Annotated in this window: 26 protein-coding genes, 3 tRNA genes and 1 pseudogene; 24 read left to right on the forward strand and 6 right to left on the reverse strand. The window is 66.3% G+C overall.

Annotation, left to right across the window (positions count from 1 at the left end; genetic code table 11):
- The first annotated feature begins 584 nt into the window (after positions 1-584).
- The 15 genes and pseudogenes from STHE_RS04360 to STHE_RS04430 all read left to right on the forward strand — a co-directional run bounded on the left by STHE_RS04360 (position 585) and on the right by STHE_RS04430 (position 11,932).
- The gene (locus STHE_RS04360) at positions 585-1,568 is read left to right on the forward strand and encodes a daunorubicin resistance protein DrrA family ABC transporter ATP-binding protein (protein WP_012871356.1); all 984 of its coding nucleotides are present in this window, start codon (positions 585-587) and stop codon (positions 1,566-1,568) included.
- Complete coding sequence (locus STHE_RS04365) at positions 1,565-2,401, forward strand: ABC transporter permease (protein WP_012871357.1); 837 nt, start codon at positions 1,565-1,567, stop codon at positions 2,399-2,401. Before STHE_RS04360 ends, STHE_RS04365 begins: the two co-directional genes overlap by 4 nt.
- A 921-nt stretch (positions 2,402-3,322) precedes the next feature.
- Positions 3,323-3,577: pseudogene (gene gvpJ, locus STHE_RS19645) on the forward strand (gas vesicle protein GvpJ); the annotation flags it as partial.
- Positions 3,578-4,007: 430 nt separating this feature from the next.
- Positions 4,008-4,781, forward strand: coding sequence for a GvpL/GvpF family gas vesicle protein (locus STHE_RS04375; RefSeq protein ID WP_012871359.1), 774 nt, complete (start codon positions 4,008-4,010; stop codon positions 4,779-4,781).
- A gap of 4 nt (positions 4,782-4,785) precedes the next feature.
- Positions 4,786-5,070 carry a gas vesicle protein GvpG gene (locus STHE_RS04380; protein ID WP_012871360.1) on the forward strand — a complete coding sequence of 95 codons (285 nt, stop codon included), beginning with the start codon at positions 4,786-4,788 and terminating at the stop codon, positions 5,068-5,070.
- On the forward strand, positions 5,064-5,933 hold the full coding sequence (locus STHE_RS04385; RefSeq protein ID WP_012871361.1) for a GvpL/GvpF family gas vesicle protein: 870 nt from the start codon (positions 5,064-5,066) through the stop codon (positions 5,931-5,933). The genes STHE_RS04380 and STHE_RS04385 overlap by 7 nt, the downstream gene beginning before the upstream one ends.
- Positions 5,933-6,154 carry a gas vesicle protein gene (locus STHE_RS04390; RefSeq protein WP_012871362.1) on the forward strand — a complete coding sequence of 74 codons (222 nt, stop codon included), beginning with the start codon at positions 5,933-5,935 and terminating at the stop codon, positions 6,152-6,154. Before STHE_RS04385 ends, STHE_RS04390 begins: the two co-directional genes overlap by 1 nt.
- On the forward strand, positions 6,147-6,905 hold the full coding sequence (locus tag STHE_RS04395; protein WP_012871363.1) for a GvpL/GvpF family gas vesicle protein: 759 nt from the start codon (positions 6,147-6,149) through the stop codon (positions 6,903-6,905). The genes STHE_RS04390 and STHE_RS04395 overlap by 8 nt, the downstream gene beginning before the upstream one ends.
- Positions 6,906-6,999: 94 nt before the next feature.
- Positions 7,000-7,479 carry a hypothetical protein gene (locus STHE_RS04400; protein WP_012871364.1) on the forward strand — a complete coding sequence of 160 codons (480 nt, stop codon included), beginning with the start codon at positions 7,000-7,002 and terminating at the stop codon, positions 7,477-7,479.
- Positions 7,476-7,943 (forward strand): gas vesicle protein K, encoded by a 468-nt coding sequence (locus tag STHE_RS18425; protein ID WP_012871365.1) that lies wholly within the window; start codon positions 7,476-7,478, stop codon positions 7,941-7,943. Before STHE_RS04400 ends, STHE_RS18425 begins: the two co-directional genes overlap by 4 nt.
- Before the next feature lie 68 nt (positions 7,944-8,011).
- On the forward strand, positions 8,012-8,431 hold the full coding sequence (locus tag STHE_RS04410; protein WP_012871366.1) for a gas vesicle protein: 420 nt from the start codon (positions 8,012-8,014) through the stop codon (positions 8,429-8,431).
- A gap of 118 nt (positions 8,432-8,549) precedes the next feature.
- Positions 8,550-9,146, forward strand: a complete 597-nt coding sequence (locus tag STHE_RS04415) for a hypothetical protein (RefSeq protein WP_012871367.1) — start codon at positions 8,550-8,552, stop codon at positions 9,144-9,146.
- A gap of 73 nt (positions 9,147-9,219) precedes the next feature.
- Positions 9,220-10,320 carry a hypothetical protein gene (locus tag STHE_RS18965; RefSeq protein ID WP_012871368.1) on the forward strand — a complete coding sequence of 367 codons (1,101 nt, stop codon included), beginning with the start codon at positions 9,220-9,222 and terminating at the stop codon, positions 10,318-10,320.
- Positions 10,321-10,495: 175 nt separating this feature from the next.
- On the forward strand, positions 10,496-11,047 hold the full coding sequence (locus tag STHE_RS04425) for a hypothetical protein (RefSeq protein WP_012871369.1): 552 nt from the start codon (positions 10,496-10,498) through the stop codon (positions 11,045-11,047).
- Between the two features lie 324 nt (positions 11,048-11,371).
- The gene (locus tag STHE_RS04430) at positions 11,372-11,932 is read left to right on the forward strand and encodes a hypothetical protein (RefSeq protein WP_012871370.1); all 561 of its coding nucleotides are present in this window, start codon (positions 11,372-11,374) and stop codon (positions 11,930-11,932) included.
- A 241-nt stretch (positions 11,933-12,173) separates the two neighbouring features.
- Here the strand turns inward: STHE_RS04430 and STHE_RS04435 are convergent.
- Together STHE_RS04435 and STHE_RS04440 are read right to left on the reverse strand one after the other, a co-directional pair.
- Positions 12,174-12,256: transfer RNA gene (locus STHE_RS04435), tRNA-Leu, on the reverse strand.
- Positions 12,257-12,303: 47 nt separating this feature from the next.
- Positions 12,304-12,379: transfer RNA gene (locus STHE_RS04440), tRNA-Gly, on the reverse strand.
- Positions 12,380-12,672: 293 nt separating this feature from the next.
- Here STHE_RS04440 and STHE_RS04445 point away from each other — a divergent pair.
- From STHE_RS04445 to STHE_RS04460, 4 genes are all read left to right on the forward strand, one after another.
- Complete coding sequence (locus tag STHE_RS04445) at positions 12,673-13,146, forward strand: GatB/YqeY domain-containing protein (RefSeq protein WP_012871371.1); 474 nt, start codon at positions 12,673-12,675, stop codon at positions 13,144-13,146.
- Between the two features lie 183 nt (positions 13,147-13,329).
- Positions 13,330-15,426, forward strand: a complete 2,097-nt coding sequence (locus tag STHE_RS04450) for an HD family phosphohydrolase (protein WP_012871372.1) — start codon at positions 13,330-13,332, stop codon at positions 15,424-15,426.
- A gap of 3 nt (positions 15,427-15,429) precedes the next feature.
- Positions 15,430-15,891, forward strand: a complete 462-nt coding sequence (gene ybeY / locus STHE_RS04455) for an rRNA maturation RNase YbeY (RefSeq protein WP_012871373.1) — start codon at positions 15,430-15,432, stop codon at positions 15,889-15,891.
- Entirely contained in the window at positions 15,878-16,906 is a 1,029-nt protein-coding gene (locus STHE_RS04460; RefSeq protein WP_012871374.1) for a glycosyltransferase, read from the forward strand. The genes ybeY and STHE_RS04460 overlap by 14 nt, the downstream gene beginning before the upstream one ends.
- Here the strand turns inward: STHE_RS04460 and STHE_RS04465 are convergent.
- The gene (locus STHE_RS04465) at positions 16,883-18,115 is read right to left on the reverse strand and encodes a CinA family nicotinamide mononucleotide deamidase-related protein (protein ID WP_012871375.1); all 1,233 of its coding nucleotides are present in this window, start codon (positions 18,113-18,115) and stop codon (positions 16,883-16,885) included. The genes STHE_RS04460 and STHE_RS04465 overlap by 24 nt on opposite strands.
- 120 nt (positions 18,116-18,235) lie before the next feature.
- Positions 18,236-18,308: transfer RNA gene (locus STHE_RS04470), tRNA-Arg, on the reverse strand.
- Between the two features lie 154 nt (positions 18,309-18,462).
- Here STHE_RS04470 and STHE_RS04475 point away from each other — a divergent pair.
- From STHE_RS04475 to STHE_RS19525, 3 genes are all read left to right on the forward strand, one after another.
- Positions 18,463-18,789 carry a hypothetical protein gene (locus STHE_RS04475; protein WP_012871376.1) on the forward strand — a complete coding sequence of 109 codons (327 nt, stop codon included), beginning with the start codon at positions 18,463-18,465 and terminating at the stop codon, positions 18,787-18,789.
- 52 nt (positions 18,790-18,841) lie between these two features.
- The gene (locus STHE_RS04480) at positions 18,842-19,510 is read left to right on the forward strand and encodes a translin family protein (protein ID WP_012871377.1); all 669 of its coding nucleotides are present in this window, start codon (positions 18,842-18,844) and stop codon (positions 19,508-19,510) included.
- A 96-nt stretch (positions 19,511-19,606) separates the two neighbouring features.
- Positions 19,607-21,847 (forward strand): transglycosylase SLT domain-containing protein, encoded by a 2,241-nt coding sequence (locus tag STHE_RS19525; protein WP_012871378.1) that lies wholly within the window; start codon positions 19,607-19,609, stop codon positions 21,845-21,847.
- Between the two features lie 66 nt (positions 21,848-21,913).
- On the opposite strand, the gene STHE_RS04490 is transcribed toward STHE_RS19525, so the two are convergent.
- Positions 21,914-22,345 carry a ferritin-like domain-containing protein gene (locus STHE_RS04490; protein WP_012871379.1) on the reverse strand — a complete coding sequence of 144 codons (432 nt, stop codon included), beginning with the start codon at positions 22,343-22,345 and terminating at the stop codon, positions 21,914-21,916.
- 170 nt (positions 22,346-22,515) lie between these two features.
- Here STHE_RS04490 and STHE_RS04495 point away from each other — a divergent pair, with 170 nt between their 5' ends.
- Entirely contained in the window at positions 22,516-23,727 is a 1,212-nt protein-coding gene (locus STHE_RS04495; RefSeq protein ID WP_012871380.1) for an MFS transporter, read from the forward strand.
- Between the two features lie 121 nt (positions 23,728-23,848).
- Here STHE_RS04495 and gcvPB read toward each other — a convergent pair whose 3' ends face one another.
- Positions 23,849-25,318 (reverse strand): aminomethyl-transferring glycine dehydrogenase subunit GcvPB, encoded by a 1,470-nt coding sequence (gene gcvPB / locus STHE_RS04500; RefSeq protein ID WP_012871381.1) that lies wholly within the window; start codon positions 25,316-25,318, stop codon positions 23,849-23,851.
- A 197-nt stretch (positions 25,319-25,515) separates the two neighbouring features.
- Here gcvPB and STHE_RS17805 point away from each other — a divergent pair, with 197 nt between their 5' ends.
- A complete protein-coding gene (locus tag STHE_RS17805) occupies positions 25,516-26,151 on the forward strand; it encodes a DUF1707 SHOCT-like domain-containing protein (protein ID WP_012871382.1) in 636 nt (211 codons plus the stop codon).
- Positions 26,152-26,234: the final 83 nt, after the last annotated feature.

Here is a 26,234-nt window from a genome sequence, read left to right on the forward strand (position 1 = left end):
GGCATCCAGACCCTTCAGCGCCGCGTTGGCCACCACTGCACTGCCGACGATTTCCCGGCGACAGGCCGGCCGAGCAGTGTTCCAGCACGGCCTAGTCTACCGGAGCCGGGGTTGACAGGAAGAGCGCCGACTAGTATCATTGGAATAGAACATTTGTTCGCCTCTTCGCACCCGATGGTAGTGGTTCCGCCGGCCGGTCCCACGAGCAGGTCGGAACCGCGAGAGGAGCCCCCGATGCAGGCCGGAGCCCACGAGTCGATCGAGCTGGCCTACCGAGGCCACGTCTACACCATTCTGGCCGTCCCCATGGGTGCCCGCTGCTGGAGCGCGGTCTGCAGTGAGCTGGGGATCGTTCAGGGTCACTACCCAACCGCCCGAGATGCTATACTCGGCGGATTGCACCTGGTGCTCCAGTACCGCACACGGCGGGCAGACCTCGCCGCCTAGCGCCAGTTAGACCCGCACGACCAGCCGAACATCGGATGACCACCACCTCCGTCCGAGGCGGCGGTTCCGTCTCGGTTAGGGGATGGGTGCCATTCGACTGCACCGCGCGGTGTAGTGCGCGATAGGAGGTACAGCTCATGGTGATCCGCTCCTCCCCGGCCGTCGCGATCGAGGCATCGGGCCTGGTCAAGTCCTTCGGCGAAACCCGAGCCGTGGATGGGGTCGACCTGACTGTACGGACGGGCACTGTCTACGGTGTGCTCGGACCGAACGGCGCCGGCAAGACCACGACCCTGCGCATGCTCGCCACCCTGCTCATCCCCGATGCCGGAACGGCGCGGGTCCTCGGACACGACATCGTGCGGGAAGCGGACGCGGTGCGCGGGAGGGTGAGCCTGACCGGCCAGTTCGCCTCGGTCGACGACGACCTCACCGGTGCAGAGAATCTCGTGCTGCTCGGGCGTCTCCTCGGATACTCCCGCGCCCGGGCCAGGGAACGCGCGGCTGCGCTGTTGGATGCCTTTGACCTGGCCGAGGCTGCCGATCGCCAGGTGAAGACCTACTCCGGGGGCATGCGTCGGCGGCTCGACATCGCCGCCAGCATCGTGGTGACCCCGGACCTCCTCTTCCTCGACGAGCCGACGGCCGGGCTCGACCCACGGAGTCGGAATCAGCTCTGGGATATCGTCCGTGCGTTGGTGGCCGAGGGGACGACCGTCTTGCTGACAACCCAGTACCTCGATGAGGCCGACCAGCTCGCCGAGCGCCTCGCCATCATCGACCGAGGTCGGGTCATCGCCGAGGGCACCGTCGACGAGATCAAGGCGTCGGTGGGTTCAGGCGTCCTCCATATTCGCCTGGGCGATCCTGCGCGCCGGCCGGAGGCGGAAGCCGTGCTGGCGCGCTCACTCGATCTGACGACCTATTCGGAAGGCGACCCGGCAAGGCTGTCAGCCCGCGTGTCCGAGGGGGAGGAGGTTGCACGCGCGCTCGCCGTGCTTTCCAGCCACGGCATCCCGGTCACCACGTTCTCATTCGGGCAACCGAGTCTCGATGAGGTCTTCCTGGCCCTGACGGGTCACCCCACCGCTGACGACGCTGCCGAGGAGGTTACCGCATGACCGTACAGGCGCCCCTCCGACCCCCCGGGATCGACGAACGCGTTCGCTCGGCGCTCTCGAGTGACCGGCCGCGGCGCCCGAGCGCGCTCGCTGTGTCGCTCACATTCGCATGGCGAGCGCTCCTGAAGATCAGGCACGTCCCCGAGCAACTGTTCGACGTCACCGCCTTCCCGATCATGTTCACGCTGATGTTCACCTACCTGTTCGGCGGTGCGATCGCGGGATCCACCCGCGCCTACCTGCAGTTCCTCCTCCCGGGGATCGTGGTCCAGACCGTGGTCTTCATCACCATGTACACCGCGGTCGGCCTGAACACCGACATCTCGAAAGGGATCTTTGACCGGTTTCGGTCCTTGCCGATCTGGCGACCGGCGCCCCTTGTCGGGTCCCTGCTGGGCGACGCAGTGCGCTACACGATCGCCTCGATGATGGTCATTGGGCTGGGTCTGATACTCGGCTTCCGTCCGGATGGCGGCGTGCTTGGTGTGGTGGCGGCCGTAGGGCTCCTGCTCGTGTTCGCCTTCAGTCTCGGCTGGATCTGGACCCTCTTCGGCCTGGTCATGCGCACACCGAACGGGGTCATGATGTCGAGCATGATGGTGTTGTTCCCGCTCACGTTCGCGAGCAACATTTTCGTTGACCCGCGGACGATGCCGTGGTGGCTCCAGCGCTTTGTTGACGTCAACCCCATCACCTTGATGGTGACGGCGGCGCGCGGCCTGATGTCAGGCACGGCGACGGCAGGTCAGGTCGGCGCGGTTCTCGCAGTGAGCGCCGTGATCGTGGCGATCTTCGCGCCGATCACCATGTACCGCTACCGCAACCAGACCTAATGCCGGCGCACCCGTGACTAAGAGCCGGCCGGCGCAATGGCGCCGGCCGGTTGTGTCTACCTCGTCGAAAGCTCCCCGATGCAGCCTCTCACGCCGTCATCGTCCTGGTAGGCGGCGGACGTCGGTGCTCCGCCTTGGGGATGCGGGATGGGCGCGATCCGCGCGGTTGCATGCTGCGTCCTTACCCTTCACGCGCGAGCATAGCGCGCACCTGGGAGATCCTGCCTCCGTGCTCGACGGCGGGCCGAGTTGGGGCCACGGTTGGGGGAAATCGCGAGGCCGGGATTGACCCGCGCCGCCGGGCTGCCTCAAATCTCGTGTCCGTGCCGCGATCTCGGGGGGCGGGAAGTGAGATTTCAACCCACATAGTTCGGGGCAGCGGTCCTGCCGTTTCGCGGGGCTGGACACTGGTGGTCCGAGGCGGACGAAAATCCGCACTCTGACGTGGCAATGGTCCGGTACGATCCGCGACGGTCAGTGACCCTCCGGCGCCCCAGGCACCGTCTCAGCCCTGACCCCCGGCGACCGCTCGACGCCCGTGGCCTGTCGTCCGGCCCCGTCCACGTTCGGCCTCACGCCTCTCATCGCGTGCCATCTTTCCGACGCCCTCCTGCACGTCGTCGGTCGCCTCCGTGAGCGTCCCTCTGGCGCCATCGCGCTCGTCGGCCGTGGACTGATCCGCTCTTACGGCATGGACGACACCTCTACAGACACGGCTGCATCGATCTGCAGCACGATGCGTGGCTCACTTGCGCAGATAGGTAATATAGGCGTCGTAATATTACGTCTCTAGCATAGTCCGCGGCACGCTACTTGCCCTTAGGGTGTGTGAACGACGGTATTAGAGGCGCGTCGGCCGCTAATGGTCTGAGTGGCCGGGCCCGAGCATCATCGGGAAAACCTTGGAAGGGACTAGCACAGATGACCGTGCCACGCAACGCAGTAGCACCGGCGCAGCGAGGACGCCCCGTTCAGCGCACCAGCAGCTCCTCCAGCCTGGCGGACGTGCTCAATGTGATCCTCGACAAGGGCATCGTGATCGATGCCTGGGCGCGCGTGTCGGTGGTCGGGATTGAGATCCTGACGATCGAAGCGCGTGTGGTCGTGGCGTCGATCGATACGTACCTGCGCTATGCGGAGGCGATCGGCCTCACGGCGCTCGCGGCGGCTCCTGCGGAGCATGGAGCCCAATGGCAGCAGAATGGACGCGGCCCAGGAGGAGAGCGCCCATCCGAGGACGAGGTGTACGCATTCGTCGCTGAAAACCGGGGTGGTGTGAGGCTGGGCGAGCTGGAGGCCTACTTCGACGTATCACGGCAGGAACTGGAGGACATCGTCGACCGCCTGACTGAGGAAAATCGACTGCAACGGGACGAGGAGCGTCGGCTCTACTACGTTGCCGAAGAGAGTCAGATCGAGGCAGGTGGTAGCGACTAGGGTCGACGGGAACAATGGCCGGGCACCACAGCGCGTTGCGCAGAGGACGTGAGAGGCGCGACCCGCCGAAACACGGCCCCTTCCCGCGACGATGCCGGTTTGGTGCCCGCGTTGCCGTGGCGGCAGTTGGATGGACCGGTGCTCGGCGGTAGCGATGTGGAGGACATGAGTGAACGTCGTTGCTGGCACCTACGTCTACTGCGTCAGCTCTGCCCAGTCGTTCGGCCAAGGCAGCCCAACGTTCACGACACCAGGCATCGGAGGTCATGGCGCGGTGGTGCGCATCATCGCGGAGGGAGACCTGGCGGCAGTCGTGAGTGATTCGGCGGCGGTGCACTACGACGTCAGCCGGGAGAATCTCCTGGCGCACCAGCGGGTGCTTGAAGAGGCGATGGCGCAGTCGGATATCCTCCCCGTCGCGTTCGGCACTGTCGCAGCGAACGACGACGAAGTGCGTGAGGCGCTCCTCCGGCGCGAGGCCGACCACCTGCACGCGAATCTCGACTACATCCGAGGCTGCGTCGAGCTCGCGCTCCGCGCACTCTGGCAGCCCGAGCGTCTCTTCGAGGAGATCGTCGCTGAAGACGACGAGATCCGCGCGCTGCGTGACGGCATCGCCAGCTACCCGGAGGCGGCTACGGAGTTCGATCGCATTCGGCTGGGCGAGCTGACTGAGTGGGTCATCAACGCGAAGAGCGACGTGGAAGCCGAAGCGATACTCGGCGAGCTGCAGCCGATTGCCGTGGACACGGTCCTGAACCCGATCGTCACGGAGATGATGATCCTGAATGCAGCGTTCCTGGTGGAGCGGACAAGGGTTCCCGAGTTCGACGTGGCCGTTCAGGAGATCGGTGCATCTCATGCTGAGCGCCTGAGCTTCCAGTACGTCGGCCCGCTGCCGCCCTTCAATTTCGTCGATGCCAGCGTGAATTGGGAGGACTAGCCCAATGGGCCTGCTCTCCGGCCTGTTGCTCTTTCCCATTGCCGGGCCCGTTCGTGGGCTTCGGTTCGTGCTGGAGCAGATTCGTGAGGAGGCGGACGCGCAGTTGTTCGACGAGAACGCCGTACAGGCGGAGCTGATGAGCCTCGACCTCCTCTACAGGCAGGGCGAGATCTCCGACGAGGAGTACGAAGCACGTGAGGCCGAGCTGTTCGACTACTTGAACGCCATCCGTGCGTCCAACGAGGGCCGTGGAGAAGGAGACGAATATTGGGAGGGTGACGCATGGTGACGGAGAGGTCTCAGAACGCACCGCAGCCGACACCAGAAGCAGGAGCGACGGTGGGTGGCGACCGTGCCTGGTATCTCTATGGCGTCACCCGGTCTGACTCCTTGATCCACGACCTGCTCGAGCGGACACGTGCAGACGTGAGGGATGCAGGAGAAGCCCTGCAGGCGTTGATCTGCGGCGACCTGGCGGCGATCGTCCGACCGGTGTCGTCGGAGGAGTTCGGCCCCGAGCCACTTGAGAAGCACCTCCAGGATGTCGCGTGGCTGGAGGCGGTCGTCCGGGCGCACAACGATGTCATCGCTGTCTTCCATCGCGGCCGAGCCATCCTGCCCGCCAAGTTCGGATCTGTCTTCCGCTCGCAGGAGGATCTCCGAGCGGCACTGACGGAGGCACACGACGCCCTCGTCCGGCAGCTCGACCGCCTGACCGAATGCGACGAGTGGGCCATTCATCTCTACGTTGATCGGGATGTGGTGGAGCAACGCGTCGGCGAAACGTATCCGGAACTACAGCGGCTCAGGGAGGACGTGGAAACGGCACGTCCGGGCCGTGCATACCTGCTCCAGCGTCAACTCGATGCAGAACTCGCGTCGGCCACCGACGCGATGCTGAGCGACGTGGCCCTGGCGGCTTTCGAGCGTCTGCAACGGCACGCGGTTGCCGGTGAGACCACCTCTCCGGTGCGTGCCGATGACCCCGACGCCGAGATCCTGCGCGCGGCCTTCCTGGTCAGGCGTCATCATCTGCCGGCCTTCCTGTCCGAGGCAGACAGTATCACGGATTCAGGCACGGGCGTGCGCTGTGAGTACAGCGGCCCGTGGCCACCCTACAGCTTTGCAGCCCCCAGGGACGAGGTACCGTGATGAGTAACGTCGTATCCGACACGCGCGAGGTGGGCCTGGTTGAACTACTGGACCGTGTCCTCGATCACGGGGTCATCCTGGTCGGGGACATCACCATCTCGGTGGCTGAGGTCGACCTCGTCTACCTCGGGCTCCGGGTCATGCTCTCCTCAGTCGAACGAGCCGATGAGTTACGTCGCAGCGCGGTGCCGTTGACCGCAGGCAAGGTGACTGATGTCTAGCGCTCGCTACGTGTACGCCATTCTCCCACGCGATGCGCATCCGCCGGCCGGGCTGACCGGATGGGGCGGCACTCCTCTGACCACTGTGACCTGGTGCGACCTCGCGGGGATGACGAGCGCCGTCAGCCCGGGCGAACCGCAGCCGACACCGGACAACGTGCTGCGCCACGCGGCAATCGTCGAGCGACTGCGCGAGGTCGGGCCAATCCTGCCTGTACGTTTTGGGACCGTGCTCCGCGATGGTGACGCGGTCAAGGAGGCGCTTGCCCAGCGCTGTCACGTGCTGGTCGCCGATCTGGAGCGGTTGGGCTCCAAGATCGAGCTCGGCCTCACGGTGTTGTGGGATCCGCCCGACGTGACCAGCGAGGAAGTCGCGAGCGAGCGCCATGCTGGGAGCGGCGATGGAACGCGCTATCTCCAGGCGCGGCTCGTCGAGCAGCGCCGTGAGGCAGTGCTACGGCGCAACGCCGGGAAAGTCGTGAGGGAACTGGAAACTGCGCTCGACCCCCATGTGCTGGAGCAGCACAGCACAATTCTTCCAACTCCCCGGCTGCTGCTGCGCGCGGCGTATCTTGTGGACCCCGCGCGAATCGGGTCGTTTCAGGACACGCTTGGAACGCTGCGCGCGAACCACCCTGAGCTGCGCTTCCTGCTGAGCGGTCCCTGGCCTCCGTACAGCTTCGTCTCGCAACCCAGCGAGGCTGACCAGGTGCACCCGACGAGACGAGGCCGGAGGGCAGAGCCCATGTGACGTGTCGAGCCGTGTGGGAGACGGCGGCTACACCTTTGCACCTTGGGCGACGCACGCTGGAGTCCATCGTGGCAGACGATGAGGAGCGACTTTTATGAGTTCATCGGACAAGGAACGCAACCAACGCGCGAATGATGAGAAGGCCGATCGCGAGTCTTCGGCGTCCCAGGCGTCAGGCCGCCGTCAGAGCCGGGCTGCATCGAAGCGCCAAACCCAGGAGACCAAACAGCGGACTGGGAAGGCGGCGGACGAGCGTCAGCGGGAAGAGCAAGCAGCCGGCAACGACGATCGTCGGTCCACTCAGGCTGGTCGCCGACCTGTCGCGAATGGGCAGGTCTTTGATCCGAGTGCCGCAATCAAAGTCGAGCGTCTGCGGCTCGTACGGCGCTGGAGAGAGGCTGGGCTCACATACTCGGCGATCTACGCCTACAGCCAGGTCATGGAACGCTATCCGTGCACAGGTGCCTCCAGAGCCGCCGCCGAGGAACTCCTGGAAATGGCGAAGGAACAGCTCGACGAGGATCGGTACTACACCGCCCTCGGCATCTTCAATCGGCTCGAGGAGCTGGCATGACGCTCCACTCCGGGAAGAGTGACGACGTGGACTCGGTCACGCGCGAGCCTCTGCCGCCGATCGACGAGCGGTTGAGCGGGGACCTTGAAGCGCTGGACCATTTCGCTCGCGAGCTGTCGCAGCTCAGGACTTCAGGACGGGCTCAAACCGTTCCGAGCACTGATCGACAGGTCAGCGGCGCAGGGATGATGCCGGATCGGATCGATGCGGACCCCGAAACCGCTGAGCAGGGCCTGGCAAAGCTCGTCCTTACCTTAGTCGACATCCTCCGTCAGGTGCTCGAAAAGCAGGCGATTCGACGCATGGAGGCCGGATCGCTCAGCGAGGCGGAGATCGAGCGGTTGGGTGAGACGTTCCTGAGGCTCAACCAGAAGCTGGACGAGCTCAAGGCCGCGTTCGGACTCGAAGATGACGATCTCAGGCTGAATCTCGGTCCGATCCGGGACCTGCTGTCGGAACCGTAATCGGTCCGCGTGTCGGAGCACATCGGTGCCGGAGGCATTGCGAGGTTCAGCCGTCAGAGGAGTAACCGATGAGTAGCAGCGGCGATCGCCCAGCCATCACTCGACACCAGGACTCACCCTATCGTCCACGCCCTGGCAGTCCACGGGCTGCTGCCGGCGTCCAACCGACCAACCTGGCCGATCTCCTCGAGCGCGTGCTGGACAAGGGAATCGTGGTCGCCGGTGACATCACGCTGTCTCTTGGTACCGTCGAGGTCCTCTCGCTCAAGATCCGACTGCTGATTGCGTCGATCGACAAGGCCCAGGAGATCGGCATCAACTGGTGGCAGTTTGATCCTGCACTTTCCTCGAACGCCAGGACACCCGAACTCGAGGCCAATGGGCTGGGCGAACGGCTCGACCGCATCGAAGCGCAGCTCGCCGCGCTCGCACGACAACCGAGCGAAGAGCCCGCCGAATCGCGAAACGCGGGTCCCGGCGAGGCATGAAACGTGCGTTTTGCGTAGCAGTTGCCAGCCAAGATATCCGCAGAGCGCTCGCTAGACCGCTTTCTCGATCCTGGTGCGGAGGACCTCGGCTGGTCGAGTCGCTCGAGGAGTACGGGACATGGAAGACGTGGAGATCGACGAGCAACCCCGAAGCGATGGTGAGTCGCAGGCATCGTCGAGCAGTGCGCAACGCACAGACGGCCCGGATGAGCATGAAGAGAGCGCGGATGTGGGACGATCAGACGGACAGACAGGCGCAACCGCTGAGACGGGCGTGAGCCCGTCGCTTCAGGAGCAGATCGCTCAGGCGATCCAGCCGATAGTGACCGACCTCCGCCAGCAGATTGCTCAGACCCTGCAACAGCAGATGCAACAGCCGTCGGAGCAAGGGCAGGAGCCTGGGGAACAGGCTGGCGGTGGACTACAGGCTGCGCTCGCGCAGACGGCTCAGGCGATACAGCAGGCGTTCGCCTGGGTGCGGCAGATGGCAACGACCATCATCGAAACCGTACGTGAGTGGATCGAGAAGGTCATCGCAGCCATTCGCCGTCTCGCCCTGTCGGCAGTGGCGCAGGGCATCAAGGCTGCGGCCAAACCGCTCTTGAAGACGGCTGTGAACAAGGGTGCTGGAATGGTCCAGGACCAAGGCAAGCAGCGGCTGGAAGCGCTGCGCCAGCGACGGCCCGACGCCGAGCAGGCGACGGCCGCAGGCTAGTCCAGGGTCCGTCGGTCCGGTAGCAGTGGACGTTCGTCCGCTGTTGTAACCCCCTTTCTGCGAGGAGAATGCTGTGATCGGTGGCCTGGACAAACAATCGCAGGAGCCGCGACGTCGGCACGTCCAGGCGCCAGGGACGAATCCCGGTGACCAGTCGGAGGGCGCTCCAGCGAGCGACAAACGGCTTGAGCAGCGGATTGCCGAGGCGATCCAGCCGGTCCTGCCACGTGTGCAGGAGCAGGCGGTTCAGGCATTGCATGCTCAGCTCCAGGAGTCCTTTCAGCCCGGCACCACGCCTAGCGAACAGAAACCCGCCGACAACGGAAATGGCACCGGGACGGTCGGGACCATCGTTCGACCGCTCGTGTCGACCATTCCCGAGGTCCTGCGTGAGCAAGGGGAGCAGCCACTGCGCTCGCTGGTTCTCGATGCGCTGGACACGATCTTCTCTGACTCGGTACGTGCGAGGTTCCAGCACGATGCCGAATCGACGCTCCGCGAGCTGGTCGACATCACCCTCGAGGTCATTCCGGATACGGAGAGTCGGGATGATCTCAGGATGCACTTGCAGCGGACGCTCGATGAGCTATTACAGGAGACGCTGGACCAGATCTTCTCAGGTCCGCTGCGAGCCGACATAGAGGGCCATGCAGAGCGTGCCATCGATGCCTTGGTCGCCGGTGACAGTGCCGAGGCCGTCCGGCAGAGCAAGCTCGTCGTCCTGACGCTGGTCCACGATTTCTCCGCCGTACTGCAGGAGCACTGGCACCAGGTGCTGCGACTCCTCCTTAGGGTCGTCACAGCGGCGCTGCAGGAAGTCGTCACCTCAGCGATCAAGAAAGGACTTGAGTCCGTCGTGGCTGAGCCCGCTGAAGAGCTGGCTGAACAAGCGGATAGTGTGCAGGATCGGCTGCAGGAGAAGGGTGAGGAGCTCCGGGACGAACTCAAGCGCGCTGTCGAAGCCTTACGCGAGCTCATCGAAGAGGGCACGGAGGAACTGCAGGAGCGTATTCAGGAATCAGTACGCTCGTCAGTCACCGGCCAGGGGCGTCCACGAGGCGGCTTCGGTCATCCTCCCTCCGGCCGGCCACCGTCCGGCCGGCCACCCTCGGGAAGGCCACCGTCCGGGCGCGCTCCAAGGGGGCCACGAGCGATCGCCCCACCATCACGGTGATCGTCGGATTGACGCGTGGCTCTGGCCTCTTGCATGCCCAGGACAACCGCTCGGGATGCTCGTGACTAGAGTGTATGCCCGTTCGTACCAGCGGGGACTGACTGCGCGAGGTGCCCAGACAGATGCCGCACACGGCGTCATCATGTTCGGAGCGGCTGAATGAAAGGAGAGGCCGATGCCCGAGCAGACCCAGTCGGAGCAGGAGCCCCAGGAGCAACAGCAACTCGAAGGCAACGCGGAGGAGCAGTCCAGCGACGCAAAGGCGGAGCGGAAGAGCGGGACCAGCCGCAAGCGGAAGAGCAACCAGAAGAAGACGAAGTCGGCCCAGCCTGAGGCAGAAGAGCGCGCTGAGGCTCAGCCGGAGCCTGAGGCTGCGACGTCGCCGCAGAGTGACCAGGACCTTGGTCAAGGGTTGCAGGACCAGATTTCGCAAGCCGTTCAGCCGGCGCTAGAGCAGGCTCAAGCGCTCGTCTTGGAGGCAGTGCAGCAGCAGGTCGACCAGGCGCTGGAACCGGTTCGGCAGGAGTTGCAGCAGCAAGTCGACCAGGCGCTGGAGCCGGTCCGGCAAGCAATCCTCCAACAGGTCGAGCAGCAAGTCGACCAGGCCCTGGAACCGGTCCGGAAGCAGGTACAGGAGCAAGTCGATCAGGCTCTCGAGCCCTTGCGGCAGGAGCTGCTGCGCCAGGTGGAGGAAGCGGTGCGCACCTCATTTCAAGCAGGGCGGTGACACGGGCGATCCAAGGACCTGCCGGGGGCACCGCGATTCAGTCGGCCGCGATGTGCTTCTCTTCTTTCAACGTGACGACCGCACGAGTGGGCGAGGAATACGGCCTGGAGACTGGTTCGTCATAGATGCGTCGACGCATTGCCGCGCATCCGGCCCCCAGGGAAGGTACCTTTCCCGGGGGCCGGACGCTGCCAGGACCCGCTTGTCATGGACGGCGCGATACTCGCCCAAACCGTGCACCGCCAGCCACGATGCACGCTGGCCCCACCATCGTGGAGCCCGTGTCCGTGTCCTTGGCGTCAGCAATAAGTGGAGCGCATGGTGATGAAGCAGGACGAGACCAACCAACGGATCACGTTGACGGACCTCATCCTCAGCGTGAGCACTGGTGAGGATGGCGCGCCAACGAGGCCGATCATCCGGTCTGCCACACTCGAAGTGACGGATCAGGTGTTCCGTGCCATTGTCGCAACCATCCTCGGGCAAGAGCGGGCCACCCCGGTCGGGACGCTCCGCTTCCACGACGCCCAGTGGGTGGACGGCGGTGCCTTGATCAGCCTTCGGCTGAAGGCCGGACCCATGCCTGCCACGGTCACCATCCATGCCTCGCTGGAGGCAACGCCCTCTGGGCGCCTGCTCGTGCGCCTTAGGCGGGCGAAGGCAGGACCGGTACCGTTCACACTGCTGCTGATTCCGCTTGTCGAGCAGCTCGCGGAGCGTCCAGGGTTCTACAAAGTCGACGATCTCGCCTTTGAGATCGACATCGGCGAGCAGCTACGAGCCCAGAACGTACCGTTGGAATTCAGCGCGTCGGTCCGCGAGGTTGCCATCAGGCCAGGACTGGCCAGGCTGGTCGCCCGCGACCACGGGGCCCACGTGCCCTAACCGGCATCCCCGGCCCAGCCACCCTGATGACCCCTGTATCCTCGCCGGCGGATTCGGTGACCGACAGCTACCCGATCCCCGTCGAGGCTGCGAGCACGGTGGACGCCTTGTGTGCAACCTGGTCGCGGCGTCGACAGCGTCGACTTTGGTCCTTTAGATAACTGTCAGGTGCGACGCACCGCCCCGGCAGTACGGACCGGGGCGGTGGTGTTCTCCGCGTCTATATGCGGAATCTGCGGGGTGCGGAAAGTGGGATTCGAACCCACACGGGCGAAAGCCCAGCGGTTTTTAAGACCGCAGCGTCTGCCGTTCCGCCATTTCCGCCTGAATGCAAGAAACCGGACCTCGATCCTGAGGCCCGGCTGACTCCGTGGAGCGGAAGACGGGACTCGAACCCGCGACCTTCTCCTTGGCAAGGAGATGCTCTACCAACTGAGCCACTTCCGCTTGCGCGGCGGTCATCCCGCCGCCGGATCGCCCATATTGTACCCCGCTCGCGTGGGAGCGTCAAGGATAGTCGGCGTCCATGCAGAAGGGGACGGGACGGGGCGGGGCAGCGAGGGTGCGTTCGGACGCGGTCTGGTCACGTTGACGGGCCCTTGACAACTCGACTATAATGCCATGAACCGCGGGCCAGACCGATGACATTGGCATGGCCTTGACGGTGCGTCCTGAGTGCCCGCGTGTTGTGGATCGCTCCGCGCGCACCGTAACGCGATCAGCAGTGGTGTCAATAGACGATGAGTGAGCTTGCTACCCGGCTCCTCGACGATCTCAAGGCGGCTGTCCGCGCGTCCGACACGACGCGCCGGGAAGTGCTGCGCTATCTCCGAGCCGAGGTACACAACGTGGAGATCGAGCGCGGCCGGCCGCTGACAGACGAGGAGATCGTGAGCGTCATCCAGCGGCAGATCAAGCAGCGGCGCGACGCCATTGAGCAGTTCGCGAAAGGCAATCGGCAGGATCTGGTCGAGGCGGAGACACGTCAGATCGAGATCTTGCAAGAGTACCTCCCGCCGCCCCTCACGCGGGAGGAGCTGCTGGCCCTGGCGCGGGAGGTTGCCGGGGAACTTGGCGCGTCCGGCCCGAAGGACATGGGGCGCGTGATGCCCGTGGTGCGCGAACGCGTAGGCGCCCGTGCCGAAGGCCGCGACATCGCCACCGCCGTCCGAGAGGTGCTGGCGGCCGAAGGGGGCTCATCCGCCGCATCCTAAGCGCTGGGTGAGAGTGGCGCGACGGTCGCTGGACCGCGACGCCTGGTGGCTATCGCCCAGCGTGTTCCTGGCGGAGCTATGACTACATCATCTCTCCCGCCCGACAATAGCCTTGCACGCGGCGGCTGGTTGGCACGTCGAGGCGGCGCCGATGCCTCGCGTCGACGGCAGGCGCTCCAACTCGTGGCATTCGGGTTGGCGCTGCTAGCCATCCTCGTACTTGTCCTCTATGCCACCTGGGAGTCCGATGCCCTCACGCTCAAGGTCGGGCAGATCGCTGACCGCACCTTGAAGGCGCCCCGCACGGCGACCTTCGTGAGCGAAACCAGGACGGAGGCCAAGCGCCAGGAAGCGTACGACGATGTCCGGAACATCGTCCTGCGCACCGATCCCGCCGTGGCTCCCAACCAGACCGCCGCGCTGCGCCAGGCGCTCACGGCGATCGATACCGTGCGCTCCGATCGGAATCAAGAGCGCACCCGTGCGGTAGACCGGATTCGGGGTACGGTCGAGGGATTGACCGCCGAGGAGGCTCAGGCGATCCTGTCGCTCTCCGACGAGAGCTGGGCACGGGTCCGTTCTGAGGCGGAGCGGCTGCTCGACACCGCCCTGATGAACCAGATCCGCGCGGAGGACGTGGCTGAGGTCAAGGAGCAGATGCTCAGCCGCGCTAGCCTCTTCCTGTCCAACCCGGAGCGGCAGCTCGCCGCGGCCTTGAGCCGGCCGTTCGTCCAGGCGAATGTGCACGTGGACGAGGAGCGAACGCAGGCGGCGCGGGAGGCGGCCGCGCAGGCCGTCGAGCCGGTCTACGTCACGGTGCAGGAGGGCGAGGTCATCGTCCGTGACGGGGATCCGGTGACCCGCGAAGCGATGGAGAAGCTGGAGTACTTCGAGCTCCTGTCTCCCAGCGAGACGTGGGACCAGTTCTTCGGCGTCGTCAGCCTGCTGCTGTTGCTTACCTCCGCGCTGGTGCTCTATCTCTACCGTGTCGCTCCCGCGGATTGGCAGGCGCGGCATCTGATCCTGGTCGGGTTGGTGATCCTGGTCCCGGTGGTGGTGGGCCGGTTCGTGCTGGGCCACCCGGATCTGCGCTACATGTTCCCGGCGGCGGCCGCCGCGATGCTCTTGGCGATCCTGATCGACTTCCAGATCGCGGCGGTGATCGGCGGAGTTATCGGGCTCTACCTGGGCATCATCTCGGGTACGTCGTACGAGATCGCCTTCATCACCTTCGTCGCCAGCGTGGCGGGCTCGGCGGTGATCTGGCGGGCCGACCGGACAATGACCTTCCTCTGGGCCGGCGGCGCCGTGGCGCTGGCGACCGGCGCGAGTGCGACGCTCTTCGCGCTGGTATCAGGCAACCTCGACATGATGCGGTTCGGCAGCCTGATGGTCGACGGAGCGGTGAACGGTGCGCTCGCGGCGAGCCTCACGTTTCTCTCCTTCAGCTTGTTCGGCCGCGTGTTCGGGATCACCACACATCTCCAGTTGCTGGAGCTGGCGCACCCGAATCAGCCGCTGCTCTACCGTTTGGCTCGTGAGGCCCCCGGGACGTACCACCACAGCATTGTGGTGAGCAACCTGGCCGAAAGCGCCGTGGAGGTCGTCGGGGGTGATCCGCTCTTCGCACGCGTGGCCGTGCTCTACCATGACATCGGAAAGGTGCTGCGCCCCAGTTTCTTCGTGGAGAACCAGGCGAACCGAGCGAATGTCCACGAGGCGCTCGACCCACGCACCAGTGCTCGGATCATCCAGGAGCACGTTTCGGATGGTGTGCGGCTGGCGCGTAAGGCCCGCCTGCCCCAGCCGATCATCGACGTGATCCAGCAGCACCACGGGACGACGTTGATCAAGTACTTCTACAACCGCGCCCTCAACTCGGGAGAGGACGTGGAGGAGTCGGAATTCCGCTATCCCGGTCCGCGGCCGCAGACGCGGGAGGCCGGGATCATCATGCTGGCCGACAGCGTTGAGGCGGCGGTGCGCGCTGCGGCGCAGGCAGGGCGGCTGTTCGAGGAGGGCGCCGAGGGGAACGGCACCGGTGGGGAGCGGCGAACCGGAAAGCTGGCGGAGATCGTCGACAGCGTGATCCGCGAGCGACTGGACGACGGCCAACTCGACGAGTGCGACCTGACCCTGAAGCAGATCGAACTGGTACGCCAGACGTTCATCTCGATCCTCGAGGGGATCTACCACCCGCGCATCGAATACCCGGAACTCAAGCGCGTAGCCGGTACATCGCTCGCCCCCGAGGCTACCGCGACGGAGGCGCCGTCGTAGGTCATGCCGGAGCACGGGGGTCTATCGGTCGAGCTCACCATCAGCCCGGGAGCGCCGTCCTTAGACCAGGGGCGGCTGCGAGCGGTGTTGGCCTTCGCCGCCCGCCACGAGGGGCTCAGCGGGACCGTGGGCGTCTGGATCTGCACCGACGCGGAGATCGCGGACCTGCACCTCCGGTTCATGAACATCCCTGACCCCACCGACGTCTTGACGTTCCCCGCTGACATCACGAATACCGACGGCCCGTACCTGGGAGATATCGCGGTCTCCTTCGACACCGCGGCGGATCAGGCGGCCGATGCTGGGCACTCGCCGCAGCGGGAGATCGCGTACTTGGCGCTGCACGGTCTCCTGCACCTGGCGGGATACGACGACCTCACGCCCGACGAGCGGGACACGATGCTGCGGCGCCAGGATGAGCTCATTGCCGCGTTCGAACGGGAGGAACCGGGTGAGTGGGGCTAAACGGTTGTCGGTCAGCCTGATCCTGACGGTGAAGGACGAGGCGGACAACATTGACGACCTCATGGCGTCGATCGCCAGGCAGACCCACCTTCCCGATGAGGTCATCGTCGTGGACGGCGGGTCGACCGACGGCACCGTGGCGCGGCTCCGCGCATGGGAGGGCCGGCTGCCGCTGCAGGTGATCGAGGCTCCCGGCGCGACCATCTCCCAGGGCCGTAACGTGGCGCTGTCGCGGGCAACGGGGGATATCGTGGCCGTGACCGACGCCGGGGTGCGGCTCGACCCGGCATGGCTGGAGCGGCTGGTTGAACCCTTCTCCCGGGAGGGTGAGCAGCCCGACGTGGTTTCCGGCTTTTTTCGGGCCGACCCACGGACGCTGTTCGAGCTGGCCCTCGGTGTGACCACGCTCCCCGACGAAGAGGAGATCGACGGGACACGGTTCCTGCCGTCGAGCCGGTCGGTCGCGTTTCGCCGGTCCTGGTACCTGGCCGGGATTCGCTACCCGGAGTGGCTGGACTACTGCGAGGATCTGATCTTTGATCTGCGCCTCCGGCGGGCCGGGGCGCGCTTCGTCTTCCAGCCTTCGGCGTTCGTCTGGTTCCGGCCACGGCCCTCCGTGCGCGCCTTCTGGCACCAGTACTTCCGCTACGCGCGGGGCGACGGGAAGGCCGGTCTGTTCGCCCGACGGCACGCCGCGCGATACCTGACGTATGGCCTGCTGGTTCCGCTCGCCCTTTCCGGCAGGTGGCCGCGTGTGACACAAGCTGCGGCGGCCGGGGCGCTGTGGTACATGCGCCAACCCTGGCTGCGCCTCTGGCGCCGGCGCCGGGATCTGCGAGCGCGGGATCTGGTGGCCGCGGCGGCGCTGGCGCCACTGCTGCGCTTCATCGGCGATGTGGCGAAAATGGCTGGGTACCCGGTAGGACTCGTCTGGCGGGCGCGCCGGTACGGGTTGCGTGCCACCTGGCGAGACATCCCCGAGGAGCCGACCTCAGGCAGTCCCGCCAAGCTCTGAGCGGAGCACGACCCACAGGAACTCGGCGGCCCACAGCCCGGCGCGACGACGGATCTCCCGCGGGATGCCCTTGACCTGATGTTCACGGTGATGGCTACCGAATGGGCCGTCGAGGGCAAGCGCGATTTCGCCGCGTGTGTCGTCCAAGGTCTGGCCGGAGATGAGGCGCACCGCGATCGCGAGGCCGTAGTCCGCATGCAGGCGTTCGCGGATCAGGCGTGCTTCCCGGTCGGCGAGCGCCGCGGGGCTGCCGGGGGCGTTGGCATCGATCCCGGCCTCTGCCGCCGCGTGTTCGAAGGCGCGGACGACCCCACCGTCGTAGGCCACGATGGCCGCCGGTTCCTCGGCGAGGAGCCCGGTCATCCGGCCGCCGCTCCCATCCTCCGCGATCGCCAGCGAGTGTCCCTTGGCGGCCAGCGGTGCCAGGAGGGCGGCGCCGAGACTGGTGTCGTCCTCCCCATAGATGTACTCGCCCAGCACCTCACGGATCTCCCGCTCCGTCGCCTGGACCGCGGCCTCGGCCCGGGCACGGTCGGGCGCGCTGGCGGTGATGCGCACGTGGACGCCGTCGTTCTTGGCATAGGTCGCGATGATCGGATATCCCCGCTGGATGATGTCCACGATCAGGCGCTCTGCGGCGGATTCCCCGATCCCGATGGTCTTCAGGGTGCGTGACACAACGGCCCGGTCACCGAGGTAGGGGAGGAGGCGCGGGACGACCTGCTCGCGCCACATGCGCATCATCTCCCGCGGCACACCGGGCATGCTGACGATCACGTGGCCGTCTCGCTCGACGAACCAGCCCGGCGCTGTCCCCATCGGGTTCGGCAGCGCCTTCGCCGAGGGGATGAGCCAGGCTTGCTTGGCGTTTTGCTCGGGCATGACCAGGCCGCGAGCCGCGAAGTATTCGGAGATCCCGCGTAGTAGGTCGGGGTCGACCTCCACCGTCTCGTCGAGCAGCGCGGCAACACCCTCACGCGTCAGGTCGTCCTCGGTCGGCCCGATGCCGCCGGTGGTGACGATCAGGTCGGCGTCGTCCCAGGCTCGGCGCAGGGTCGTGAGGATACGCGATAGCGAGTCGCCGACCTGGCTCACGCCGACGAGCTCAATGCCCAGCGCAGCCATCTCCTGCGCCAGGAAGGTCGCGTTGGTGTCCGTGAGGAAGCCGTCGAGCAACTCCGACCCGACAGAGATAACCACCGCGCGCATGCGTCCCTCCGCGTCTGACGCGCCCGAGCTTGCGAACGGCATGATAGCACGTCGGCGCCGGCTGGGTGATCAGGGATGGGAGAAGCAATAGCGGAGGGGTCGGTACCCCTCCGCTCATCGTACCCTCGGAGGGATTCGAACCCCCAACCCCTTGGTCCGAAGCCAAGTGCTCTGTCCGTTGAGCTACGAGGGCATGAGACCGCGCACAGCGGCGCTGTCGCGATGTCTCAGGAAAGTATAGCATAGCGAGGCGGGCGCACCGGGTCCGCGGCATCGATCCCGCTGTGGAGCGTCGTGAGAGGCGACTGCTCGCTTCGACCCGTGTGATGGGTGCAGGGAGGTACGACATGACCCCAGATCGACGGTTTGTTCCCGTGTTGGCCGCAGTGGTGCTCGCGGCGGTCGGCTGGCTGGTGGTACGCCGTGGTATCGCCGGCGTCGGTGCTGACGTCGACCCAGAGCCTGAGGTCGAGCGTTCGGATGACACCAACTTGCTCGCCGATCTGTTCGACGAGTTCCCGGAGACGGACAACCCAGACGTGGTGCGGATGTTCATCGCCTGGCGCCTGGCCGAGCGGCTCGGGGGAATGTCGGATGGCAAACCCCAGGACATCGAGAAGCACCTCAAGCGCTTCGGCGAACTGTATCGCACCATCGCGCGGCTGACCCGCTGATGGGCCATGGATCAGGCGGTGTGCGCCGGCTGGAGGGGAGGGATAGCGAAACGTGGAAATAGATATCAACCGCATCGCGTCGATCGGGGAGGCGGTGATCGTTCGCCTGGAGGGGATCAACGCCGCCCGCGAGCGGGCGCTGGCGGAGAGCCGCCAGATCATTCGGCTCAGCGCGAACGCGGTGCGTGCGGTTCACCGCAACGAGTTTGATGTTGCGGAAGAGCTGCTGCGGCAGGCGCAGGAGCTCAAGGACGCGCTCGTGAGCCATCTGGCCGATTACCCGAGCATCTATTGGTCTGGCTACGTGCAGGACGCGCACAAGGAATATGCGGAGGCGCGGATCACGCTAGGGGTGATCGGCGGCCGAGCGATCCCCGATCCGGCGCAGCTCGGGGTGGAGGATGCGGTCTACCTGAATGGTCTGGGGGAAGCGGCAGGGGAGTTCCGGCGCTACTGCCTGGACGCGATGCGTCGTGGCGACCTTTCACGCGCGGAAGCGCTCCTCCAGGTGATGGACGAGATCTACGGATTGCTTGTCTCGGTGGACTATCCGGATGCGGTCACTGGTGGGTTGCGACGCACGACCGACATGGTCCGGGGCGTCCTCGAGCGCACGCGCGGTGACCTGACCCTGGCTCTCCAGCAGCAGGCGCTCACCGAGGCGTTGGGGCGCGCCGAGACGCTTCTCCGCGAGCAGCAGCGAGACAGGGAAGGCGCCTGATACTCTGGCGGCTCGACCGGAGTGTCATGGTTGTACTAGGAGAGCCGGTTTGTTAGCCTCTAGAACGCGATTCGGATACATAAACGCGGAGCGTTGATGGTCCGAGCTCCCGTCAAACTCGTCTCGGTCTTCGTCCTGCTCGTCGCCCTGGCGGTCGCTGCGACGACCGCGTTGCCCGAACGGAACGGTGAGCCGACCCCGATGGTGCGCGAGGGCGTGCAGGGCTGGGACCCCGGTCCGGGAGCGGCGGAACTGGCTCCGGCGCGCCGGATGCTGGCCGAAGGGGACGCCGAGGCTGCGGCCGCGTCGGCGCGGCAGCTCGTGGGCGATGCGTCTCCGGAGCTGGACGCCGCGGCGCGGCTCGTGCTGGCCCGGTCGCTTCTGGCGGTGGGGGAGGCGGGCGAGGCGCTGGTAGTCCTGACCGCGCTGCGCGACGGAGACCGGTCGCCGGCAATCGCGGCAGCCGCGGATCTCCTGCTGGGCAGGGTGCACGCGGCAATGGGTCAGACAGCGGAGGCCCTCGCGGCCTACCGGCGAGCCGCGGAGCGGGACCCGAGCGTCGAAGTGTACGCTGCGCTGCGCCGCATCGAAGTGCTCCGCGATAGCGGGCAGCTTGAGGCGGCGCAGGATGCTGCTGAGGCCGCGGCGGGGCTCCCGGCGATCCGGCGGACCCACGTAGCTGTGCTGGAAGCGCTGCGGGAGATCCAGTCGGAGCTGGACGACGGCAATGGGTACCTCGCGACGACGCATCGCCTCCTCGACGTAGCGACGCTCCCCCACTATCGGGCACAGTTGGCGTTCCAGGCCGGGCAGTTCGAACTCCAGATCGGCCAGCGGGAAGCGGCGATCCGCGACCTGCAGGCTGCGGTCAGTGCGGCGCCGGACAGCGCGCATGCGGTAGCAGCGCTGGACGCGCTCATCGCACAAGACGCGGCGGATGCTGTTGAACCGTATCAACGCGGGCTGGTGCTCTATCACGCCGGGCGAGATCAAGACGCGATCGTCGCGTTCACCGCTGCGCTGGAGAACGATCCAACCAACCACGAAGCGCGCTACTACCGTGGACTCAGCCGTGCCCGCGCGGGGAACGTGCCTGGGGGGGTGGAGGACCTCCGCGAGGTGGCACGCACCGCGTCGGATCGCGAGCTGGCGGGGCGGGCGCTTGAGCAGGCGGCGAGGTGGCTGGAGAGCGCCGGCGATACGGCCGGGGCACGGGCCGTCTATCAGGAGGTGCTCGCGCGGTACGGGAACACCGGGGCTGCCGCATCGGCTCGGTTCCGCCTGGGCTTCATGAGTTACCTGGAGCGCGATTTCGGGGCGGCGCTGACGATCTGGGCGGATGGCGGAGACGCCCGCGTTCACTTCTGGTTGGGAAAAGCACGGGAGATCGCGGGGGACGACGCGGGTGCCCGCGCCGCGTGGGAGGAAGCGGCGCGGTTGGAACCCGATGGCTACTACGGTCTGCGCGCCGCTGATCTGCTCGGCGGTGAGCCCGTCCCGAGCACCGGGCAGGCACTGGTTGGTGCGGTCATTGGGGATGCGGTCTGGCGTGAGCTCGCATCATGGTTCCCGGAGCGAGGGGTAGACCCGAATGCGGCTCGGGAGGCGCTGGAGGCAGAGCCTGGCTTACGGCGCGCGATGATCTTGCTCGATGCCGGGATGATGCAGGAAGCCGGGTGGGAGATCGACGCGCTGGCTGAGGAGCACGCCGGGGATGTGGAGCGCCTCGTGACACTCGGCGGTGTGCTGGCGGAGAGGGGAGAGACGACTGCGGCCGCGGAAGCAGTGGCTCCGCTGGTCAACGTCGAGGAGGGACAGGAGCGGAGCCTGCCCCCGATCCTAGAGCGGTTGAGCTATCCCATCCCGTATCTGGATCTGCTATCCGAGGCCGCGGAGCGCCACGGGGCTGATCCGTTGCTGCTGGCAGCGTTGGTGCGGCAGGAGAGCGGGTTCAACCCGCAGGCACGCTCCTCGGCGGGAGCGCTCGGGCTTGCGCAGATCATGCCGGAGACCGGACGAGAGATCGCCCGCCGCCTGGGATGGCAGGACTTCAACCCGCGGGATCTGCTGCGGCCGGAGGTGAGCCTGGAGTTTGGTGCACGCTATCTGGCCGAGCGGATGGAACGGTACAACGGATACCTGTTCGCCGCGCTCGCGGCCTACAACGCTGGGGACAGTCCGGTCAACGAGTGGCTTGCTGCTCCGGGAGCGGAGGATCCGGACGTCTTCGCCGAGTCCATCCCGTACCCGGAAACGTACGACTACGTGCGCCGCGTCTACGTCAACTACCAGCATTTCCTGCGGGTGTACGCTCAGCCGGATGCGGGAGAGCGGTGAAGGCGACGGCGGGTACGGCATACCGCGCCGTACCCGCCGGATCGGTGCGATCGTCGGAGTGAGGTGCTAGACGACGGCCGGCTGCTTGGCCAGGAGCTTCTCGACCTCTTCTTTGTGTCCGGTCTCATCGGACACGATGTCTTCGAGCTGCACCTTCAGGCCGGTGTCGCCGAACTCCTCCGCCTGCTTGATCCGCTCGTTATAGTTGGCAATAGCTTGCTTCTCGGCCTCGAGCACCGCCTCCAGCATCCCACGGCTGTCGGTGGCCGTCTTGACCGGGCCCGGCTCAGTGGTCGGCTGCCCGCCAAGCGCGGCGATCTTGTTCGCCAGGAACTTGGCGTGCCCCAGCTCATCCGGGATCTCGCTCTCGAAGAACTCGCTCAGTTGCGGCCGATCCAGCCCGGTGACGGTGGCGCTGAAGTGCAGGTACTGGATGATCGCGGCGAGCTCGCCGGCAAGGTCGTGGTTCAGCCCGTCAATCAACTTCTGCTTATCCATACGCGTCTCCCCTTCATACTACGAACAACTCTGCGTGCTGATGCTCTCGGCTTTCGCACGCCAAATGCAGATCGCTCTATGAGGCTTACAGGCATGATCCGTGCCACCCAAGGGGTTCCGGTGCAGGGTGTGTCATACTCTGCCCGGCAGAGATGGGGTGAGGTGCGCGGGTGAAGCTCGACACAGGTCAGGGGACGGACGCAGGCCGGGTTGCGAGCGAGTGGTCGGTCCTCCGAGCGTTGATCGTCACGATGATCGTCAACCAGACGGGCGTGGTGATCATCAGTCCGCTGGTTGTGGACATCGCCGAGGCGTTCAACGTATCGGTATCGGCAGCCGCGCAGCTTCGGACTGCGTCGGCGCTGGTGTCGGCGGTCCTGGCGCCGTTCGTGGGAATCGCCTCTGAGCGACTCGGCAGCCGCCCGCTGATCATCGGCGGCCTGTTCGGCGTCGGGCTGGCCGGCCTGGGGAGTGCGCTGGCTCCCACATTCGGCGTCCTCCTGGCGGTGCAGGCTGCGGGCGGCCTGGGCATTGCCGCCCTCCTGTCGATGGGCTACGCCGCGGTCGGGGACTACTTCCCACCGGGGCGGCGGGCCTGGGCGATCGGCATGGTCACGGTCGGGCAGCCGCTGGCCTGGGTCGTGGGCCTGCCGCTGATCGGCTTCCTGGCTGACACGTTCTCCTGGCGGGCGAGCTTTCTCGGGGTGCCGATGGCGTTCAGCCTTGTGGGCCTCGCCTTCGCGCTGCGACTCCCGGCACCGCGACGCGCGGCGGAGCGCGAGCCAGGAACGCGGCGAGGGCACGGCGGAGCGCTGGGGAGCCTGATCCGTGACCGCTCGGCCGTCATCTGGGTCATCGCAGAGTTGAGTGCGTACACGGGGTGGGCCGGCACGCTCACGTTCCTCGGCGCCTTCTACATCTCGCAGTACGACCTGAGCGCGGGGTTGACGAGCCCGCTGCTGTCGCTGACGGCGCTCGGCTTCGTGGGCGGAAGTCTGGTTGCCCACCGGGTCAGCCAGGGGCGGCGGCTGCCGCTCGTTGTGCTGGTCTCCGCGGTGCTGTCCGGCGCGCTGCTGGTGGTTGCCTTGGGGCGGCCGATGTCACTAGCGCTGACCGTCGTGCTGCTGGTCGCGTTTGGGCTCAGTCAGGGCGTTCGGGGAGCTACGTCGAGCTCCCTCGGTCTCCAGCAATCGCCGACGCACCGAGGAACGTTGATGGCGCTCCGCGCAGCGGTGGTGCAGGCGGGGTACGTGATCGGTTCAATTGGGAATGCCCTGTTGCTGCCACTCGGTGGGTTCGGCCTCATCGGCTTGAGCGGCGCCCTGCTCCTCCTGGTCGGCGGGACCATGACGGCGCTCTGGGTCGAGGAGCGGCCCGGGTAGTACGGTGCCTCGGGGCACCTGCATGGTGAGGACAAGTAGGGCTGCGGTCCAAACCACCACGCACGCAAACGGGAGGGCACATCGCCCTCCCGCTGCTTGCGATGCGATTCCAGTGAGCTGGCTAGTCGGCCGCGGCGGGTGTCGACTCCTCCGGCACCCAGCGCAGATTCAGTTGCCGGTTGGCGCGCACCTCATCGAGCCGCTTGAAGAACGTGTTGTGCGGCGCCGCGTGCACGAACTCCGGCTTCTGCTCGGCCTCGTCCGCGATCTGGCGCATGACGTCGATGAAGTAGTCGAGCGTCTCGATGCTCTCCGTCTCGGTCGGCTCGATCATCAGGGCCTCGTCGACGATCAGCGGGAAGTAGACCGTCGGCGGGTGCACGCCGAAGTCGAGTAGGCGCTTCGCGATATCGAGCGCGCGCACCCCGCGCTTCTTCTGCCGGTTGGCGCTGGCGACGAACTCGTGCATGCACCGCCGGTCGTACGGCACCTCGTAGCGGTCCTTGAGGCGTGCCTGGAGGTAGTTGGCAGCGAGCACCGCGTCCTCGCTGATCTGCCGGAGTCCCTCTGCGCCGTGCATCCGGATGTAGGTGTAGGCGCGCACGTGCATGCCGAAGTTGCCGTGGAACGAGTGGATCTTGCCGATCGACTTTTCCGGCCACTTCCAGCGGAAAGTCGGCTCCTCGCCCTCAACCCGTTCCACCACCGGGCCCGGCATGAACGGGATAAGGTGCGATTTCACACCGACCGGGCCGGCGCCGGGGCCGCCCCCACCGTGCGGGGTGGAGAAGGTCTTGTGCAGGTTGAAGTGCATGATGTCCACGCCGAGGTCGCCGGGCCGGGCGATGCCCAGAATGGCGTTGAAGTTGGCGCCGTCGTTGTAGACCAGACCGCCCGCCTTGTGGACCAGGCGGATGGCCTCGTCGATGTTCTCATCCCAGAGGCCCAGCGTGTTCGGGTTGGTGATCATCAGGGCCGCGGTGTCGGGGCCGACCAGCTCGCGCAGCTTGTCGATGTCCACGTTGCCGCTCTTGTCCGAGGGCACGGTGACCACCTTGTAGCCGGCCATGGCGGCGGTCGCCGGGTTGGTGCCGTGCGCCGAGTCGGGGACGAGGACGGTGGTCCGGCCGGTGTCGCCGATGCTCTCGAAGTAGGCACGGGCGATCAGAATACCGGTCAGCTCGCCGTGGGCGCCGGCAGCGGGCTGGAGCGTCACGGCGTCGAACCCGCTGATCTCGGCCAGGTAGCTTTGCAGCCCGTACATCAGCTCCAGCGCGCCCTGCACCGTCTCCTCATCCTGGAGCGGGTGGATCTGGGCGAACCCGGGCAGCCGCGCTGCCAGCTCATTGATCTTGGGGTTGTACTTCATCGTGCAGGAGCCGAGGGGATAGAAGCCGGTGTCGACGGCGTGGTTGAACTGCGAGAGGCGCGTGTAGTGCCGAATCACGTCGACCTCGCTGACTTCCGGCAGGGGCAAGCTGTCGCGGCACAGGTCAGCGGGCAGCTCGGCTTCCGGCACGTCCAGCGGCGGCATCGACACGCCCTGCCGGCCCGACTTGCTCAACTCGAAGATCAATGGCTCCGTTCGCATCCCCATCCTCCATGTCACCCCGCGCCGGGCATCGGTTGTCCTCGACGGCGCGGGGCCAGGATAGCACTGCGCTTCGGGGTGGGCAAGCGGGTGCCCTCGGACGAGACGCGGAGGGCGGTGTGGCGGGGTATACTCGGCTGCAGCCGGAAGTCGCGTACCCTGCCCCAAGCAGGACAGACTGGCCACGGGAGCGGCTCATGGACGACCATGCGCGAGTCAGCGACGCGGAACGGGAGCGTGCCCTTATCGTCCTTCGCCAAGCGGCCGTCGACGGGCGCCTGACGACCGAGGAACTCCTTGAGCGCACCGAGGCGGCGCTCACCGCCCAAACCCGAGGGGACCTTGCGGCGGTCACCCGTGACCTCGGCCGGAGCGTCCTGCCGGCGACCAGTCTGCCTGCAACGAGGCGAATCCAGGCGATCCTCGGAGAAACCAAGCAGGCTGGGCACTGGCGCGCCGAGGGACAGGTCGACGTGCTCGCGGTCATGGCCGACTGCAAGGTCGACCTTCTCGACGCCGAGATCGTCGGCGGCGAGTTGGTGCTCCAGGTCAATGCGATCATGGCGGATGTGAAGATCTACGTGCCCGAGGACGTCCCGGTCGTGCTGGAGGCGGCGACGGTCATGAGCAGCGTCAAGGAGAACCGACGGGATGTCGTCCCGACCTCCGACGCGCCGACCATCCGCATCACCGGCTTTGCCCTCATGAGCTCGCTCCAGGTTCTCGATGAAGATCTGCCACTCATGGACCGGCTGAACGACATGTTGTACGGGCGCGAGCAGCGGCGAGCGCGGCGCCGGGCGGCGCGTACCACCCAGCGACTCGACCGCTGAATCGCGACTCCGAGCAATCTCCCTCCCTCTGGTACAATCACCGGGCATGTCGGCCCGTGCTCACGCGGAACTGATGGGGAAGA

Source organism: Sphaerobacter thermophilus DSM 20745, assembly GCF_000024985.1.
Classification (GTDB): Bacteria; Chloroflexota; Chloroflexia; order Thermomicrobiales; family Thermomicrobiaceae; genus Sphaerobacter; species Sphaerobacter thermophilus.

Bases quoted from the DNA above. Each gene is read 5' to 3' on its own strand.
- gcvPB (WP_012871381.1), bottom strand. From the start codon at position 25,318: ATGCGAACGGAGCCATTGATCTTCGAGTTGAGCAAGTCGGGCCGGCAG.
- STHE_RS04425 (WP_012871369.1), top strand. From the start codon at position 10,496: ATGCCCGAGCAGACCCAGTCGGAGCAGGAGCCCCAGGAGCAACAGCAA.
- STHE_RS04475 (WP_012871376.1), top strand. From the start codon at position 18,463: ATGACCCCAGATCGACGGTTTGTTCCCGTGTTGGCCGCAGTGGTGCTC.
- STHE_RS04415 (WP_012871367.1), top strand. From the start codon at position 8,550: ATGGAAGACGTGGAGATCGACGAGCAACCCCGAAGCGATGGTGAGTCG.
- STHE_RS04430 (WP_012871370.1), top strand. From the start codon at position 11,372: ATGAAGCAGGACGAGACCAACCAACGGATCACGTTGACGGACCTCATC.
- STHE_RS04400 (WP_012871364.1), top strand. From the start codon at position 7,000: ATGAGTTCATCGGACAAGGAACGCAACCAACGCGCGAATGATGAGAAG.
- STHE_RS04395 (WP_012871363.1), top strand. From the start codon at position 6,147: ATGTCTAGCGCTCGCTACGTGTACGCCATTCTCCCACGCGATGCGCAT.
- STHE_RS04380 (WP_012871360.1), top strand. From the start codon at position 4,786: ATGGGCCTGCTCTCCGGCCTGTTGCTCTTTCCCATTGCCGGGCCCGTT.
- STHE_RS19525 (WP_012871378.1), top strand. From the start codon at position 19,607: ATGGTCCGAGCTCCCGTCAAACTCGTCTCGGTCTTCGTCCTGCTCGTC.
- ybeY (WP_012871373.1), top strand. From the start codon at position 15,430: ATGCCGGAGCACGGGGGTCTATCGGTCGAGCTCACCATCAGCCCGGGA.
- STHE_RS04360 (WP_012871356.1), top strand. From the start codon at position 585: ATGGTGATCCGCTCCTCCCCGGCCGTCGCGATCGAGGCATCGGGCCTG.
- STHE_RS04445 (WP_012871371.1), top strand. From the start codon at position 12,673: ATGAGTGAGCTTGCTACCCGGCTCCTCGACGATCTCAAGGCGGCTGTC.
- STHE_RS04390 (WP_012871362.1), top strand. From the start codon at position 5,933: ATGAGTAACGTCGTATCCGACACGCGCGAGGTGGGCCTGGTTGAACTA.
- STHE_RS18425 (WP_012871365.1), top strand. From the start codon at position 7,476: ATGACGCTCCACTCCGGGAAGAGTGACGACGTGGACTCGGTCACGCGC.
- STHE_RS04490 (WP_012871379.1), bottom strand. From the start codon at position 22,345: ATGGATAAGCAGAAGTTGATTGACGGGCTGAACCACGACCTTGCCGGC.
- STHE_RS04465 (WP_012871375.1), bottom strand. From the start codon at position 18,115: ATGCGCGCGGTGGTTATCTCTGTCGGGTCGGAGTTGCTCGACGGCTTC.
- STHE_RS04385 (WP_012871361.1), top strand. From the start codon at position 5,064: ATGGTGACGGAGAGGTCTCAGAACGCACCGCAGCCGACACCAGAAGCA.
- STHE_RS17805 (WP_012871382.1), top strand. From the start codon at position 25,516: ATGGACGACCATGCGCGAGTCAGCGACGCGGAACGGGAGCGTGCCCTT.
- STHE_RS04365 (WP_012871357.1), top strand. From the start codon at position 1,565: ATGACCGTACAGGCGCCCCTCCGACCCCCCGGGATCGACGAACGCGTT.
- STHE_RS04410 (WP_012871366.1), top strand. From the start codon at position 8,012: ATGAGTAGCAGCGGCGATCGCCCAGCCATCACTCGACACCAGGACTCA.